Here is a 14,963-nt window from a genome sequence, read left to right as displayed (position 1 = left end):
CACGACCAACCAGGCCGGGGCAGACGAACATCCCACCTAACGTACGCTGGCGCATATGAGTACGGAAACGGCCTCGGCAGAATCCGACTCCGAATCCGGACTGCTACGGGGACTCGACGTCACGGTCACGGCGGCGGCGCTGCTGTTCTGGGCCGGCGTCCTCTACTGGGCTCAGACGCAGGCGGTCTCGCAGGTTCGGTACGCCACCGCGTTCGTCGGCGGCATCCTGACCGTGTACGCGCTCAACGAGACGCGGCTCGCAATCACCGACGGCGACTGGATCGACGGCGCGGTGTTGATCCCCGCGTCGCTGGCGCTGATGACCGCGTCGGCGTTCTTCGCGATCAACTTCCAAGACGTGTATCTCCAGCGGCAGGGGTACGCGCTCGAACACGAGTACATGCTCGCGCGTCTGGTGGTCATCTCGCTGATGTACCTCACGTGGCGCGAGTTCGGGAACGTGTTCCTCGGACTCATCTTCGCCGTGTTCGGGTACGCGATGTACGGGAACCTCGTCCCGGGCGTATTGGGTCACGCGGGGATGAACCAGGCGACGCTGCTACAGGCGACGGTCACCGACCTGTACGGCTTCTACGGGAGCCTCACGCAGATCACGGCCTCGTGGATCGCCCCGTTCCTGCTGTACGCCGGCCTGCTGTTCGCGTACGGCGCGTTCGACCTCATCCTGCGGGTCGCAATCGTGGCCGCGAAGTACATCGAGTCGGGGATCGCACAGACCGCCGTGCTCTCTTCGGCCGTCATCGGCTCGATCAACGGTTCCTACACCGCCAACGCGGCGATGACGGGTTCGTTCACCATCCCGACCATGCAGGAGGCCGGGATGAAAGGTCACCGCGCGGCCGGCATCGAAGCGGTCGCCTCCACGTCCGGGCAGGTGCTCCCCCCCGTCATGGGGGCGTCCGCGTTCGTGATGGCGTCGTACCTCGGCGTCCCGTACCTCGACATCGTCGTCGCCGGCCTCATCCCGGCCGCGATCCTGGTGATATCCATCTCCATCGCGGTCCACTACCTGGCAATCTCCGACGCCAGCAGTCAGGACATGGAGTTCTCCGAGTTCTTCGACGAGGAGCTCTCGACGGAGAAGAAGGTGTTCGAGGCGCTCCGCTTCGGCGTCCCGTTCGCGATCCTCATCTACCTGCTCGGGATCGCCCAGTACACGGTGATGACCTCCGCGCTGTACACGGTGGTCGCGATGATGCTCACGGGGACGCTCATGCCCCCGCTCCAGCGGATCGTGGACAGCTCCGGAACCGGACCGGGAACCGAGTTCGTCACGCAGGTGAAAAACACCGTTCACGGGGTCCGCCGCGGGGCCATCATCCTGGCACCGATCGCGATCATCCTCGTGGTCATCAGCGGCGTCGTGAACCTGTTCAGCACGACCGGCATTCCGGCGAAGATCGCGCTGCTGCTCATCAACATCTCGGGCGGCGTGCTGCTGTTCGCGGTGCTGCTCGGGATGGCGGTCGCGATCCTGATGGGCGTCGGCATGCCGACGGTCGCCGCGTACGTCATCGTGGCCATCCTCATCGTGCCGACCTTCGTCTCCGACTTCAACGTCCCGGCGATCACGGCCCACTACACGATGTTCTACGCGGCGATCCTCGCGGGGATCACCCCGCCGGTGGCGACCGCGGCGGTGATCGCGGCCGGGATCGCGGAGGCGAACTTCTGGCGGACCTGCGGCGCGGCGATCCGGATCGCCGCCCCGCTGTTCGTCCTCCCGGTCGCGTTCGTCTACAACCCCGGACTGATCTCGATGGACGTCGGTCTGTACACGCTGTACGTCGGGCTGCTCGTGCTGTTCGGGGCGGTGGCGATCATCTACGGGCTGAACTACCCGTTCAGGATGCGTCCCGGCCGGAAGATCGGCGTGCGAGCCCTGCTCGCGACGCTCGGCGTGCTGATCATGGTGTATCCGAACAACGTCGCGAAGATCGCGGGCATCGCGGTCTTCGTCGTGGTCTTCGTGGCGGAGAAGGTGATGATCCGCGGCCTCAAACTGCCGTTCGGTAGGGGGGCGAGCCAATGAGCGACGACGACTCTCCCGAGGCGGTCGCCGAAGAGTCCGCACAGCAGGCAGGGGGTCTCGGCGAGATCATCCCGAAGCCGCTGACACCGGTGTGGAACCAGGTCGAGAAGATTCAGGCGTTCCGCCGAACGCACGGCTCCAAGTACGTCGGTGTGCTCGAACTGCTCACCGCACTCGCGCTCACCGGCGGCTACGTCTGGTGGCTGCTCATCTTCCTCGAAGTGCTGTAGCCGCCGCGGTCTCTCCCGGCCGGGCCGGTTTTCGCGGTGACCGCTCGAACGGCCCGCTTGCGCACTCGAAACCGCCCGTCAAGCGCCGACACGACAGCGAACCTGTTGCTTCCCCCGCCGACATTCCGTGACGGCGCCTCGGTCACCGAGAACGGAACACCGGTCGCGGAAGCCGCGTCCACAGCCGAGTGACCGGGAGTGATAACGGTGGAGGGAAGCGAACGGCACACGAGAACTGCGCGGGACTGCGACCGCGTCAGCGGCCGCCGTCGGTCATCGCGACCGGTTCGTCGCCGTCGGCGTCGGGAGCCTCTTCCGCCGCGGACTCGCCGGTCGACGCGGGGTCGACCGCGGTGTCCGTGACGCCGAACTGCGTCCAGAGGGTGGCGACGACGACCGCGTACGCGACCAGGTCGTAGTGGACCGCGCCCTCCAGCCCGGTGAACGCGGTCAGCGTGCTGTACCCGTAGAGGGCGACGACGCTCCCGACGAACGCGGTCTCGTTGGTGAACCGACCGTCGCGCACCGCCGCGAGCGCGCGGCGGATCGCGGGACCGCAGGCGACGAGGAACGCGATCCCCGAGAGCGCGCCGAGGTTCACGAAGAAGTGCGTCGTCATCTGCGAGTCGAGGATCGACTGGAGGTACTGGACCGTCACGGGGTCGTAGAACAGCCACTCGACGCGGGTCGGGTACAGCACAGCGACGTACGGCGTCGCGACCATCAGGCCGAACAGGACCGCGACCGCGACGCGGGACGACGCGAACTGCGAGGCGCGGCGCGCCTCGAACGCGTCGTCGCCGGGCGCGACGACCAGCCCGCACTCCGTCAGGACCTCCCGGAGCGCGTCGCGCGACAGCGACGGGTCGTGGTGGACGCCGACCGTCCCGTTGCGCCGCGTCGCCGAGGCGGCGCTGACGCCGTCGACGTCGCGGAGGACCGCCTCCAACAGCCCCTCGCGGCGGTCGGTGTCGATTCCCTCGACCGAGAACGTGTCGTGGTCGTGGGTCTCCGGGACGCGGGCGACCCGCGGTCCCGAGTCGTCGGCGTCGTCCGGGGTCGTCTCGCCGCCGGGCGCGTCGATTCCCCGCTCGCGGACCACGGCGTCGAGCGGCGTCTCGCCGCCGCGGTGGTCGCTGCCTGACATGAGAGACACCTACGGTTACAAGCGCTTGAAACTTCCCCCGAGCGGAGGCGTCGCGCGCGGCCGCGAACGCCGACGGGGCGACGACCCCCGATCGTCAGGCATTGACCGATTCGAGGTACGAACTCACGATCATCTGGCCCTTGCGGGTGAGCGTGGTCCCGCTCTCGCCGTCGGCCACGAGGCCGGCCTCGCGCAGCGAGTCGAGGATCATCGACGTCTGGGTGACGTCGCCGGTGACGACGTCCGCGATGTTCGCCTCGCCGCCCGCGGAGTAGATGGAGACGAGGATCTCCAGCTGCTCTTCGGTCGGGTCGAACGAGTCGAGGTCCTCCATCGCCTCGTCGTACTCGATCTTGATGTACCGACCGAGGATGTTGAGCGCCCGCTCGTTCGGGACGGTCGTGATCGACGTGACCGTCCGGTCGTCGGCGACGTGGCGGAAGACGAGCGCCGGTCGCTTCGTTCCGCCGAGGGTGCGGTCGGTGCGCTCGTAGTCGATCACGGCGGAGAGGTCGACCGTGAACGGCTCGGGGCAGTCGTCGAACCGTATCTCGCCCGGCGACACCGACACCGAGGCGCGGTGGTCGGTCGCGTCCGTGACGCGGCCGCCGACCTTCGCCGGGTGTCGCACCGTGACGGTGACGTTCCGCAACAGCAGCTTGAACAGCAGCCGGACGAACCGGTCCATGTCCTCGGGTTCGCCCTCGACCAGCGCCGAGCGACGCGACCCGTCGCGGTCGTACGCGACGGTGACGCTGTCGTTGAAAAACGAGCGCAGGTCGCCGGGGACGCTCCCGACGACGACGTCGAACACCCGCGCGAGCGGGACCGTCTCCTTGCCGTCGTCCGTCGCGAGGACCAGTCGCTTCTGGCTCAACAGCACGCGACCGGTCACCGGCTCGTCGGTCTGTAGGCTCGCCGCGTGAACGCGGCCGACGAAGTCGGCGACGACGGACTCCTCCATCGATACCACCTGAGCGCCGTACGCTATTTATTGTTACTCTCGTCGTATCAGTCGTGATAACCAGTTGTCACCAGGTCGGTTGCGAACGGACGGAACCGGCGAACGCGGTCGATCGAGGCTCGCGCGAACCCGCCGAAACCGTCGGGGGATATCGAACGTGTTCGGTTCCGCCGTCTCTCGTTCGTGGCTGGCGGATGGGGAACAGCAAAGCCTAATGAGGTGGGCTTCAAACCGGCAGGTGATGCCCACAGTAGAATACCTCAACTACGAAGTGCTCGACGACCACGGCTGGTCGATGGACGACGACGACCTCTTCGAGCAGGCCGCCGACGCCGGCCTCGACGACGAGGACTACGGTACTCTCGAAGTGAATCAGGGCGAGTACATCCTCGAATCCGCCGAGGCGCAGGGCTACGACTGGCCCTTCTCATGCCGCGCCGGCGCCTGTGCGAACTGCGCGTCTATCGTCAAGAAGGGCGACATCGACATGGACATGCAGCAGATCCTCTCCGACGAGGAGGTCGAAGAGAAGAACGTCCGGCTCACCTGTATCGGGAGCCCGGCCACGGACGAGGTCAAGATCGTCTACAACGCGAAACACCTCGACTACCTGCAGAACCGCGTCATCTAAGAACTACTGTACGGGAGCTGCCCGTACAAGATGATTTGTAGCAGAAGCCCAAACGCGAAGTATCCTGTTAAATAGGGATTCAGAAGCCACTCTTCGCCAGATGGTCTCTTCGTGTGTTTGTAGAACCCTGAAAGCCGTTAGTAAAGTTGTCTTGAACCACAATACTCTCTCGTAATATCTTCCCGAATTCAATCTCAGTACAACACGTACCTCTGGTTTACTCGAGAAATGGGAGCTGTGTGGAGGTTATACAGAACCGAACCCACACAACAGGTGGTTGATGCGCGTATCGCCTTAACTATCGGCTCAGTTGCCTCGCAATTAGTTTCGTAACATAATTTCGCGTGTCTCCCACAATATTTATGACGCGCTCTGACATCGTATGACATATGCCCGAAGCCCGTGACACGCTCCAAACCATCGAACGGAACGATATTCCGATCAAAGACGGCACTCACAAAGCAGATGTTCTGCGTCTGCTCGCTCAAAACCCGAACACCGGATACGAACCAAAAGAAATCGCCGCAAAAACTACAGTACCGTCCGCAAGCGTGTATAAGGTCCTTCAGAGACTACGGGAGCGAGAGCTGATCGAAAAGATTGCGGATAATTATCTCGTGAATGAAGAACGCCTCTCTGAAATCAACGAGATGCTCATCATCAGTACGCAGTTCGATGTCGCAGAAGACATCAGCACACACAATACTGCCCCTGATGACGTTGAGGCCGTGTCCTCCGAAGAACTCGACACTCCCTCCACCGATCTTCTCACCGAATAGTCTGTTCAGTCTTCTACCTAATGTTTCACCCCAAGCAAGTCGTCACACTCTCTAACGATCCGCTCGCTAACCGATCGGACCGAACAGCTGTTATCGTCGCGAAATCAACCTTCGATGACTGGGACGGCACGGCACGCTACAACGTTGTTTGTCTCACCACGGACTTCGACGAATACGGAGATAACAGTCACACACAGGAACTTCACAAGAGCAAACACCTCCAAACTGGACAACTCAAGGACCATTCTCTCATCTGTCCGTGGGCTACGCTCGCGTTCAACGGACAGAACCTCGATCACGTCACTACGAACGGCGTTCCCCAGCAGAACCTGGAACTCACCGATACTGGTCACGAACTCGTGTCTCAGACGGTGTACAGTTTCTTCAGCTCATACAACAACTTCTCTTCTTCGCCTTAATTTCTGTACAAAATACTCGTGTCGTGTTTACACTTTCTTGGACGCACCATCCCGACCAGCCGCCCGCTCGTCGCCCTCGCTCTCCGAGCGACGGCCGTGCCCGCTACTCGCGCTCGCCCGAACAGGTTCGGTCGAATTTCGCGGCCGTGAGAACGCGCGAAACCCGGTTCGGGGAACCGTCCGTACGGGGGGTATGGTCGAAAAGACGGACCGAAGCGAGGGCGCGAACGGCCCCCGGTCGGCCGACGGGCGTCGGTTCGAGGTGTTCGTCCGCGAGGAGGAGTCGGACCCGCTCCGTCACGTCGGCACGGTGGCCGCGCCGACGCCGGACGTCGCCCACGAGGAGGCGAGCAAGCTCTTCGCGTGGTACGCCCGCGACGTGTGGGTGTGCCCGGCCGCGGAGGTGTCCCGGTACTCCGCCGAGTCGCTCGCGAACGACGAGCCGGAGGCGTCCGGAAATTCCGAGGCAGCCGGAGGTTCCGAGGCGGCCGACGACGCCGACGAGCCGCGCGTCTACGAGGAGACGGAGGGGACGCCGACCGCCTCCTGCGGCGGGGCGCCCGCGGCCGACACCGCCGACGAGGAGGGGTCGCGATGATATCCGTCAGCAAGCTGCTGTGCGGACTCGACGCCGAGAGCGACGGGCTCCGCTACGACGCGGCCGACGGCTCGAAGGAGCCGCAGATCACCGAGGAGAAACAGCGGCGGCCGGTCGTCGTCTGGAACACGACGAAGCGGTGTAACCTCTACTGCGAGCACTGCTACGCCGGCGCCGACGCCGAGGGCGCGCCGAACGAGCTGTCGACCGCCGAGGGGAAGGCGCTCATCGACGACCTCGCCGCGTTCGGCGTCCCGGTCCTGCTGTTCTCCGGCGGCGAACCCCTCGTCCGCGAGGACCTCGCGGAGCTTATCGCGTACGCCGACGAGGGCGGCGTCCGCCCGGTGCTCTCGACGAACGGCACCCCCCTCACCCGCGAGCGCGCCAGCGAACTGAAGGCGGCCGGTCTCAAGTACGCCGGCGTCTCGGTCGACGGCCTCCCCGAGCGCAACGACCGGATCCGGGGGGAGGAGGGCGCGTTCGACGCCGCGGTCCGGGGAATTGAGGCCTGCCTCGACGTGGGTCTCAAGACGGGCCTGCGGTACACGATCACCGAGCACAACGTCGACGACCTCGCGGGCGTCGTCGACCTGCTCACCGACGTGGGCGTCGACCGCTTCTGCTTTTACCACCTCGACTACGGCGGCCGGGGCGCGGACATCTCGAACGTCGACCTGAGTCCGGAGGCGACCCGGAAAGCGGTCACCGACCTCTGTGACCTCACCCGTGAGTACCACGAGGCGGGCGAGGAGATAGAGACGCTGCTCGTGGGCAACTACGCGGACGCGGGCCACCTCGTCGAGTACGCCGACCGCGAGATGGGGACCGACCGCGCCCGGCTCATCTACCGATACCTCGAACGCAACGGCGGCGACCCGACCGGCGAGCGCGTCGCCGACGTCGACCCCGTCGGTAACGTCCACCTCACGCAGTTCTGGCAGGGGTACTCGCCCGGCAACGTCCGCGACCGATCGTTCGGCGCCATCTGGTCCGACGAGTCGAACCCGCTCCTCTCCGGGCTTCGAGACCGGGAGGACCGGCTCTCCGGTCGCTGCGCCGACTGCGCGTACCAGTCGATCTGCCGCGGCGGCTCTCGGCTCCGCGCGCTCTCCACGCACGGCGACCCGTTCGCCCCGGATCCGAAGTGCTACCTCACCGAGGCGGAGCGCGCCGGCGAGGAGGCGCTCGCGCGACTCGACGGGACCGACCGGTCCGCGCCCGCCGACGACTGAGCCGCTCCGGGCGGCGGTCGTCGCTATCGCCTACTCCTCTCCGTCGCCCGTGGTCCTGGACTCCCCTGCTGTGCCGTACTTCGCCGAGAACCGTTCGGCGGGAACCTCCCCGCGGGCGACGCCGATCGCGTCGCGCACGAGTTCGACGGTGGCGTCGTCTCGCACCGGCTCGGGAACCGGCGGGTCGTCGTCGCTCATGGCCGGACGAAGAGCTCGGCGCCCCCTCCGCGTCCCGCTTCACGTGTGTATCTCTTCAAGAGGCACCCGCGCTCACCGCTCGGCGTCGTCGAAGACGTCCGTCACCAGCTTCGCCTGCGCGGTGCGGAGCCGCTGGGAGAGCGCGGACTTGCTGATCCCGAGCTCCTCGGCCAGATCGCGCAGGCGCACGTCGCGGTCGTCGTCGAAGTAGCCGCGGACGACCGCGAGCTCGAGCCCGCGGCGCTGTTTCGGCGTCAGCGCGGAGAGGTCGAAGGTGACCTGCTCCGTCGCGTTCGGCCCCTCGACGACCGCGAGCCGGACGAGCCGCACCCGGTCGACGACGCCGCGCAGCTCGTCGACCAGTCCGCGGACGGCGGCCCGGTCGTCGACGTACGCGGTCACGAGTATCGTCCCGTCCTCGACCCGCCGGAAATGCGGTGCGCAGCCGAGCCGCCCGAACGCGTGACAGAGGCAGTCCTCGTCGACCTCGCCGGTCCCGCGGACCACCTCCCCGTCCGGCGTCGTCACGTCGACGACGCACTCGTCGCCCACGGCGTTGACCGCCACCTCGGCGGCCTCGTCGGCCTCCGAGACGATCGGACAGCCGCTGTCGCCGGTCGGATCGACGTCGAGGTCGACCCGCAGACGGCGGTCGCCGTCGGCGCCGGCGGCGTCGGACATGTCAGCCGCTACGGACGGCGTCGGTTTTATTCTTCGGCGGATTCCCGAGATCCGGCGCGGCGGCCCGGGTCGGCTCCGAAAAAGCGGGTGGTAGAGGGAGAACGCGGCCGCGTCGTCGCCTCAGTCCTCGGACTCGGGGGCGGCCTCCTCGGCGGGTTCGTCGGCCGCGCCGCCCGAGTCGGCCTCATCGCCCTCCTCGGAGCGCGCGGCGACGAGGGCGCCGCTGGCGACGCTGTACATCGGCTCGTCGGCCGAGCGCACGCCGCTGATCGAGAACGGGATGTTCGCGTCCGCGAGGTGGTCGGCGAAGAGGTCCTCGAAGCCGTTCGGGCTGGAGGTGCCGCCGGTGACGACGACGGGCACGTCCAGCCCCTCCTCGACGTCCTCCTCGTCGACCTCGCGGGTGATGTTCTCGATCACGTAATCGAGCAGGTTCTCGTAGTAGATGGCGAGCGCGCCCTCCACGCCGCCCACGTCGGTTCGGAAGTCCAGCTCGAAGTCGTCCTCCTTGATGCTCGTCACCTTGTCGACCGGGGTGCCGGTCGCCTGCGAGGTCTGCTCGTCGACCCAGTCGCCCCCGCGGGCGATGGAGAACTTCATGACGGGCACCGCGTAGTAGGCGAGACAGACGTTCGTCATCCCCGCGCCGAAGGAAATCCCCAGCCCGGTGAAGTTGTTGTCGGCCAGCTCGGAGTAGATGACCGCCATCCCCTCGTTGATCGGCTCGGGGTCGTACCCCATGTCGCCGAGCATCGATTCGAGCGTCTTCTCGTGGTACAGCGTCGTCAGCCCGGAGTCGATCGGGTCCGCGGGGCTGGAGTAGAACAGCCGCTCGTTCGGCTTCGACGGCTCCCCGACCACCTGCTCGGTGATCAGCTTGATCATCGGGATCGCGGAGGCCTCGTCGCTGGATAAGATTCCGTGTTGCATCGGCCGGCGCGTCTCCTTGTTGAAGATGTTCGCGAAGTTGAGGGCGTCGTCGCCGACGACGTACACCTTGTCGTCCTTTCGGATGTGGAGGACCTCGCTGCGGGAGAGCATCTGCTCGGCCATGTCGCTGTACTCGATCTCGACGAACGAGTTGCGCTGCTGTACGAACACCGTCTCCGCGCCTTCCTGTCGTCCGGAGAGGATGTTCATCGTGCCGACGTCCAGGCCTTTGGCCATACGCGGCTATTTCATTTCGGACGTGATAAACGTTCGTGGGGGGACGGACGCGGCGCGAGGCGCGTCGACCGATCCCGCACCGTTTATTTCTCGGGGGCGGGAGTACGCGGACGACGTGCGAGACACGCTCGGCGGTATCGTCGAACTCGCTCGCCTCGGCAACTGCGTCGCCGCCGGGGCTCTCACGGCGACCGGCGCGTTCGTCGCGGGCGTGAGCGGCGCCGCCCTCCCGACCGCGCTCGCGGCCGTCACGACCGTCTTCGCGGTCGCCGCGGGCAACGCGATCAACGACTACTTCGACCGCGAGATCGACGCGGTCAACCGCCCCGACCGCCCCATCCCGCGCGGCGCCGTCTCCCCGCGGGTCGCGCTCGCGACCGCGATCGGCTGGTTCGCGGTCGCGGTCGCGGCCGCGGTCCGCCTCCCACCGCTCTCGATCGGCATCGCCGCGGTGAACCTCGTCGCCTTGGTCACCTACACGAGCCTCTTCAAGGGGACGCCCGGTCTCGGCAACGCCCTGGTCGCCTACCTCGTCGGGTCGACGTTCCTCTTCGGCGGCGCCGCGGTCGGCAACCCCCGCGCCGTCCTCGTCCTCGCCGCGCTCGCCGGCCTCTCGACGTTCACCCGCGAGGTGATCAAAGACGTCGAGGACGTGGCCGGCGACCGCGAGGAGGGACTCACCACGCTTCCAATCGCGGTCGGCGAGCGCCGCGCGCTGTGGATCGGCGCGGCCGCGCTCGTCGTCGCCGTCGCCGTCAGCCCGCTCCCGTACCTCTCCGGGACGCTCGGCGCGGCGTACCTCGCGGTCGTCGCTGTCGCCGACGCGGTCATGCTGTACGCGACCTACGAGGGCTTCGCCGACCCCGCCGCCGCGCAGCGCCGCTTCAAGTACGGCACGTTCCTCGCGGCGGCGGCGTTCGTCGTCGGTCGGGCCGTCGTGGTCGCGTGAGGCGGGCGCGGCGGCTCCGGGCCGGGACGGTCGGCGGTAAAAGCGGTCGCGGTTGCGGTTCGAATCGACGCTCGACGGCGGACGGTCAGGTGACGGTCACGCGACGTTGAAACCCTTGTCGCGGAGGAAGTCCTCCACGCGACCCGAGTGGTTCCCCTGGAGTTCGATGGCGCCGTCCTCGACGGTGCCCCCGCAGGCGAACTTCGACTTGAGATCCGACGAGAGGGAGCTCATGTCCACGTCCTTCGGATCGAATCCTTCGATGACCGTTACCTCCTTACCGTACCTTCGCTCGTCGATGCGGATGCTGATCTGCTGGGACTCCTTCGCGACGTCCTCGCAGACGCAGAGTTCCTGGGGCAGTCCGCACGTCGAGCAGACTTCCGACATTACAGCCCGAATCTACAGGACGCCCGTATTAAATAGTGTCGGGAGGTCCCCCGATCAGCGGACGAACCGCCCGATGAGCGGCGCCCGTTCGAGCGCGAGCCGCCGGACCGCCCGCCGGGCCTCGTCGGCCTCGTCGCGGGTTATCGTCCCGGCGTACGCGGCGCGCTCGTAGGCGGCCGCGACGGTCTCGACGCGCTCGTCCGCGCCGAGCGTCCGGATCGCCTCGACGTAGCTTCGCGGCGTCTCGCCCGGCCGCCGCTCGCGGTACGGCCCCGCGAGCAGCCGTTCGAGGTCCGCGAACGCGCGCTCGGCGTCCGCGACCGGGTCGCGCCGCCGCCGCGGAAGTAGCGGTCCGATACGCCGGCTCGCGCGGCTCGCGAGTCCGGTCCGGCGGGCGCCCGCGACCCCGAGCGCGACGACGAGCAGCCAGTACATCGCGGTCTCGGCGCTCGGAGTCGGGAGGTGTCCACCGCCGCCGCCGGCGTCGCCCGACTCACCGGCCGGTCCGACGTCGTCCGCCTCCGCGCCTTCGAGACGCGAGATGTCGGTGGGAGAGGCGCTCTCCGTGCCGTTCGTCTCCTCCGTTCCCGGGTCGGTCGAGTCGTTTCCGCCCGCGCTCGACGCGGCGTCACCGTCGGTGGAGTCGGGGGCGCCCGTGCTGGGACCCACGTCAAGCGTCTGATTGGGGGTGGACTCCTCGGTGTCGACGTTCTCCGCGCCGCCGGCGCGCGCCTCCGCGAGCCGGGCGTCTCGGGCCTCGTCGCGGGGGTCCGAGGGGGTCGGATCGAACGCCACCCAACCGTGGTCCGGAACGTAGATCGACACCCACGCGTGGGCGTTCTGTCCCCGCACGACGTACTCGTCCTCGCCGACCCGTTGGCCCGGGGTGTATCCGGTCTCCATCCGGGTCGGGATCCCCTGCGACCGGAGCATCGCCGCCATCGTCGTCGCGAAGTACACGCAGTAGCCGGCGTCCATCTCGAAGAGGAACGCGTCGGCGACGTCGCTCTCGGGCCGCTCGACGGTCAGCGAGTACTCGTACTCCGAGCGCAGGTACGCCTCGACCGCGGCCGCCCGCTCGTACGGCGAGTCGGCGTCCGCCGCGGCCGTGATCTCGTCCGTTCGCTCGCCGACCCGGTCGGGCGTGCTCTCCGGCAGCTGCGTGTACCGCTCTTCGATCGCCGCCGGGTAGTCGGCGCTCGCGTTCCGGAGCGCGGCCGGGTCGGCGTCGAGCACGCGGCTCTCCACGGTCGCCTCCTCGCCCGGTTCGAGCGGCTCCGCGAGCCGGAGGCTGCCGCGCTCGTCGAGCCGGACGGTCCCGCCGTCCGCCGTCGACGCCGATACCGCCTTCCACGGCGCCGGCAGCGCGGTCGACTCCGTCTCTGCGGTGATCGAGACGGTGACGGACTCGCTCGACCCGGGCGGACCGGAAAGCGAGTCACCGAGCGTGGATCGCTCCCCCGTCCTGACCCAGCCGTCGCCCGTGTAGGTGTCGTACGCACCCGTGTGCCAGTTCCGCTCGACCGGACTCTCGATCGTGTACCGCACCTCCGGGGAGAGCCGCGTCGTCCCGACGACAGCCAGCTCGTCGTCGCCGCTCAGGCTCGACTCCAGCGTCGCCGTGCCGCGGTCCAGCCCGAGCGGCGCCGCCGCGCCCGCCGGGATCACGGTGACGGTCGCGCTCGCGACGACCATCGCCGCGACCACCACCGCGAACGTGCCGGCGTGGCCGCGGCGGCGGCTCGGCGTCGAGAGCGTCGAGAGACCGACGGCGAGCGCCAGCCCGACGACGCCGGCGACCGCCGCCTCGGTGCCCGCGTCGCCGGTCAGCACGAGGAAGCCGAGGGTCCCGCCGCCGGCGCTCGCGGCCGCGACGTGCCGTCCCCGCCCGGCGAAGTAGCCGACGAGGAACGTCGGCACGGGCGCCACAGCGAGCACCCAGACGTCCGCGAGCGCCAGCCGCAACACGGAGAGACCGGTCGACAGCGCGAGGACGTCCAGGGCGACGCTCCGGACCGTGAACAGCGCGCGCCGGCTCTCGGGGACCGCGAGGAGGTAGCCGGACAGCCCGGCGACGAGGACCGCGCCGGCGAGCCACAGCGCGGTCCGCTCGCCGACGACCCGCGCCAGCGCGACCCCGCCGACCCCCGCGACCGCGACGACGCCGGCGGTCCGGGCCGTCCCGCCGACGACGTTCGTCACCTGGAAGAACACGGCGAGGTACGCGGCGGCGACGACCGCGACGCCGACGACCGCCGGGTCGGCCGCCCGCCGACCGGTTCCGGCCGACTTGCCTCCGCCCGACTCGGTCGGCGGGCGAACCGTTCCCGCGGACGACTCGCGGCTCACGGCGGCGTCACCTCACGTCGATCCGCCGCCTCGCCGGCCCGACTCCGTCCGGACCCGCCGCTCGGGGCGCGCTCCTCGCTCGCCTCGCGGCGCAGGTCCGCGAGCGAGACCGCCCGGTCGCCGGTTCGGAACCGGGCGCCGCTCGTGTCGGCGACGACCGTCACGTCGGCGTCGTCGTCGGTCACCTCCCCGGGACCGGTCCGGGCCGCGAGTTCGAGCACCTCGCGCCGCCCCCGTCCGCCCGGAGACGCCGAGACGCGGCCGCCGGGCAGCCGCACGTCGACCGGGACGCCGTCGTCGAGCAGCGCCAGCGCGAGGCTGCCGGTCGCCCGCGCGAGTTCGTCGGCCGCGACCGCGCTCGGGGAGCGGTCGCCGCCCTCGCCGTCGCCGCGGTCGGCCGTCCCGAACCCCGCGACCTCGTCGCCGCCGCTGACGTCCGTCTCGCCGGCGATCGTCACCCGGTTCCGGGCGGTCTCGGCCGCGAACTCCTTGACGACGATCTCGTCGCGCTTGGCGGTCGTCGCCCAGTGGACGTCGCGGACCGCGTCCCCCCGGGTGTACTCCCGGAGCCGGTCGAACTCCTCGCGCTCCCGGCTCACGTCGACCGCGTCGACCGCGTGTAGCGCCCGGCGGAACCGAGTCGGGACCGGGTCGCGGGGCGGGTACACGGTCACCGCGGCGGTCTCGTCGACGACCATCTCGCGCTCGAAGAGACCGAACACGTCGGTGACGGTGAGCTCGATCGGCCCGAGCGTCCGCTCGCCGCGCCTGCGGTACGTCACGCGGTACGAGACCGGCTCCGTGCCGACGGACGCGCGGATCGGCGTCGTCGGCCCGTCGAGCCCCTCGTCGACTTGGACGCCGACGTCGGCGAGAAAGGAGGGTGAGGCGTCGTCGCCGTCGCCGCCCCGCGCCGCCTCGGACCCGAACTCCAAGCGCACGTCCCGCGTCTCGCCGACGAACCCGTCGGGAGGCGTCACGTGGCGGGCCGCGGGGGCGTCGACGCGCGACACCTGGACGTAGCCGGCCGCGAGCGCGATGGCCACCGGGATCACGATCGCGTCGAGCGCGCGCCCCCCGGCGGCGAGCGCGCTGGCGGCCGCGACGAGCCCGACGAGTCCGGCGACGCGTCCCCGGCGGGTGAGCGCGGTCGTCATCGGCGCGCGGGAGGGGTCG

General features: G+C 68.7%; 15 protein-coding genes. 7 read left to right on the top strand and 8 right to left on the bottom strand.

The genetic code is table 11. The features are described from left to right. Positions 1 to 55: 55 nt before the first annotated feature. Entirely contained in the window at positions 56 to 2,053 is a 1,998-nt protein-coding gene (locus J2744_RS09185) for a TRAP transporter permease (RefSeq protein WP_209547030.1), read from the top strand. Further along, positions 2,050 to 2,283 carry a hypothetical protein gene (locus J2744_RS09180; protein ID WP_209547027.1) on the top strand — a complete coding sequence of 78 codons (234 nt, stop codon included), beginning with the start codon at positions 2,050 to 2,052 and terminating at the stop codon, positions 2,281 to 2,283. Before J2744_RS09185 ends, J2744_RS09180 begins: the two co-directional genes overlap by 4 nt. Before the next feature lie 256 nt (positions 2,284 to 2,539). Here the strand turns inward: J2744_RS09180 and J2744_RS09175 are convergent, their stop codons facing one another. Next, on the bottom strand, positions 2,540 to 3,430 hold the full coding sequence (locus tag J2744_RS09175; protein ID WP_209547024.1) for a hypothetical protein: 891 nt from the start codon (positions 3,428 to 3,430) through the stop codon (positions 2,540 to 2,542). 94 nt (positions 3,431 to 3,524) lie between these two features. Continuing rightward, entirely contained in the window at positions 3,525 to 4,394 is an 870-nt protein-coding gene (locus tag J2744_RS09170) for a CheF family chemotaxis protein (RefSeq protein WP_209547021.1), read from the bottom strand. 241 nt (positions 4,395 to 4,635) lie between these two features. On the opposite strand from J2744_RS09170, the gene fer reads away from it, so the two are divergent. The 4 genes from fer (at position 4,636) to J2744_RS09150 (ending at position 8,053) form a co-directional block, all read left to right on the top strand. Then, a complete protein-coding gene (gene fer, locus J2744_RS09165; protein ID WP_092920266.1) occupies positions 4,636 to 5,025 on the top strand; it encodes a ferredoxin Fer in 390 nt (129 codons plus the stop codon). 389 nt (positions 5,026 to 5,414) lie between these two features. Then, the gene (locus J2744_RS09160) at positions 5,415 to 5,804 is read left to right on the top strand and encodes a helix-turn-helix domain-containing protein (protein ID WP_209547018.1); all 390 of its coding nucleotides are present in this window, start codon (positions 5,415 to 5,417) and stop codon (positions 5,802 to 5,804) included. 612 nt (positions 5,805 to 6,416) lie between these two features. Beyond that, the gene (locus J2744_RS09155; protein ID WP_209547015.1) at positions 6,417 to 6,821 is read left to right on the top strand and encodes an Htur_1727 family rSAM-partnered candidate RiPP; all 405 of its coding nucleotides are present in this window, start codon (positions 6,417 to 6,419) and stop codon (positions 6,819 to 6,821) included. Continuing rightward, complete coding sequence (locus J2744_RS09150) at positions 6,818 to 8,053, top strand: TIGR04347 family pseudo-SAM/SPASM protein (protein WP_209547012.1); 1,236 nt, start codon at positions 6,818 to 6,820, stop codon at positions 8,051 to 8,053. Before J2744_RS09155 ends, J2744_RS09150 begins: the two co-directional genes overlap by 4 nt. Positions 8,054 to 8,083: 30 nt before the next feature. Here J2744_RS09150 and J2744_RS09145 read toward each other — a convergent pair whose 3' ends face one another. The 3 genes from J2744_RS09145 to J2744_RS09135 form a co-directional block, all read right to left on the bottom strand. After that, on the bottom strand, positions 8,084 to 8,251 hold the full coding sequence (locus tag J2744_RS09145) for a hypothetical protein (protein WP_209547009.1): 168 nt from the start codon (positions 8,249 to 8,251) through the stop codon (positions 8,084 to 8,086). Positions 8,252 to 8,323: 72 nt separating this feature from the next. Beyond that, positions 8,324 to 8,932, bottom strand: a complete 609-nt coding sequence (locus tag J2744_RS09140) for a helix-turn-helix domain-containing protein (protein ID WP_209547006.1) — start codon at positions 8,930 to 8,932, stop codon at positions 8,324 to 8,326. A 120-nt stretch (positions 8,933 to 9,052) separates the two neighbouring features. Further along, entirely contained in the window at positions 9,053 to 10,099 is a 1,047-nt protein-coding gene (locus tag J2744_RS09135) for a hypothetical protein (RefSeq protein ID WP_449405218.1), read from the bottom strand. A gap of 115 nt (positions 10,100 to 10,214) precedes the next feature. Here J2744_RS09135 and J2744_RS09130 point away from each other — a divergent pair, with 115 nt between their 5' ends. Further along, positions 10,215 to 11,048, top strand: a complete 834-nt coding sequence (locus J2744_RS09130) for a geranylgeranylglycerol-phosphate geranylgeranyltransferase (protein ID WP_209547003.1) — start codon at positions 10,215 to 10,217, stop codon at positions 11,046 to 11,048. A 96-nt stretch (positions 11,049 to 11,144) separates the two neighbouring features. Here J2744_RS09130 and yciH read toward each other — a convergent pair whose 3' ends face one another. From yciH to J2744_RS09115, 3 genes are read right to left on the bottom strand one after another with little or no spacing between them, the layout of a single operon-like run. Further along, a complete protein-coding gene (yciH, locus tag J2744_RS09125; RefSeq protein ID WP_004046732.1) occupies positions 11,145 to 11,438 on the bottom strand; it encodes a stress response translation initiation inhibitor YciH in 294 nt (97 codons plus the stop codon). 54 nt (positions 11,439 to 11,492) lie between these two features. Beyond that, complete coding sequence (locus J2744_RS09120; protein ID WP_209547000.1) at positions 11,493 to 13,787, bottom strand: transglutaminase family protein; 2,295 nt, start codon at positions 13,785 to 13,787, stop codon at positions 11,493 to 11,495. Then, complete coding sequence (locus tag J2744_RS09115) at positions 13,784 to 14,944, bottom strand: DUF58 domain-containing protein (RefSeq protein ID WP_209546997.1); 1,161 nt, start codon at positions 14,942 to 14,944, stop codon at positions 13,784 to 13,786. The genes J2744_RS09120 and J2744_RS09115 overlap by 4 nt, the downstream gene beginning before the upstream one ends. Between the last annotated feature and the right edge of the window lie 19 nt (positions 14,945 to 14,963).

Origin of the sequence: Halorubrum trapanicum (genome assembly GCF_017873555.1) — an archaeon.
GTDB lineage: Archaea > Halobacteriota > Halobacteria > Halobacteriales > Haloferacaceae > Halorubrum > Halorubrum trapanicum.
Note: the sequence above shows the minus strand (reverse complement) of the source record. Positions and strands in the feature narration are given on the sequence as shown.

Coding starts and splice junctions, on each gene's coding strand:
- J2744_RS09185 (WP_209547030.1), top strand. CDS start 56: ATGAGTACGGAAACGGCCTCGGCAGAATCCGACTCCGAATCCGGACTG.
- J2744_RS09180 (WP_209547027.1), top strand. CDS start 2,050: ATGAGCGACGACGACTCTCCCGAGGCGGTCGCCGAAGAGTCCGCACAG.
- J2744_RS09175 (WP_209547024.1), bottom strand. CDS start 3,430: ATGTCAGGCAGCGACCACCGCGGCGGCGAGACGCCGCTCGACGCCGTG.
- J2744_RS09170 (WP_209547021.1), bottom strand. CDS start 4,394: ATGGAGGAGTCCGTCGTCGCCGACTTCGTCGGCCGCGTTCACGCGGCG.
- fer (WP_092920266.1), top strand. CDS start 4,636: ATGCCCACAGTAGAATACCTCAACTACGAAGTGCTCGACGACCACGGC.
- J2744_RS09160 (WP_209547018.1), top strand. CDS start 5,415: ATGCCCGAAGCCCGTGACACGCTCCAAACCATCGAACGGAACGATATT.
- J2744_RS09155 (WP_209547015.1), top strand. CDS start 6,417: ATGGTCGAAAAGACGGACCGAAGCGAGGGCGCGAACGGCCCCCGGTCG.
- J2744_RS09150 (WP_209547012.1), top strand. CDS start 6,818: ATGATATCCGTCAGCAAGCTGCTGTGCGGACTCGACGCCGAGAGCGAC.
- J2744_RS09145 (WP_209547009.1), bottom strand. CDS start 8,251: ATGAGCGACGACGACCCGCCGGTTCCCGAGCCGGTGCGAGACGACGCC.
- J2744_RS09140 (WP_209547006.1), bottom strand. CDS start 8,932: ATGTCCGACGCCGCCGGCGCCGACGGCGACCGCCGTCTGCGGGTCGAC.
- J2744_RS09135 (WP_449405218.1), bottom strand. CDS start 10,099: ATGGCCAAAGGCCTGGACGTCGGCACGATGAACATCCTCTCCGGACGA.
- yciH (WP_004046732.1), bottom strand. CDS start 11,438: ATGTCGGAAGTCTGCTCGACGTGCGGACTGCCCCAGGAACTCTGCGTC.
- J2744_RS09115 (WP_209546997.1), bottom strand. CDS start 14,944: ATGACGACCGCGCTCACCCGCCGGGGACGCGTCGCCGGACTCGTCGGG.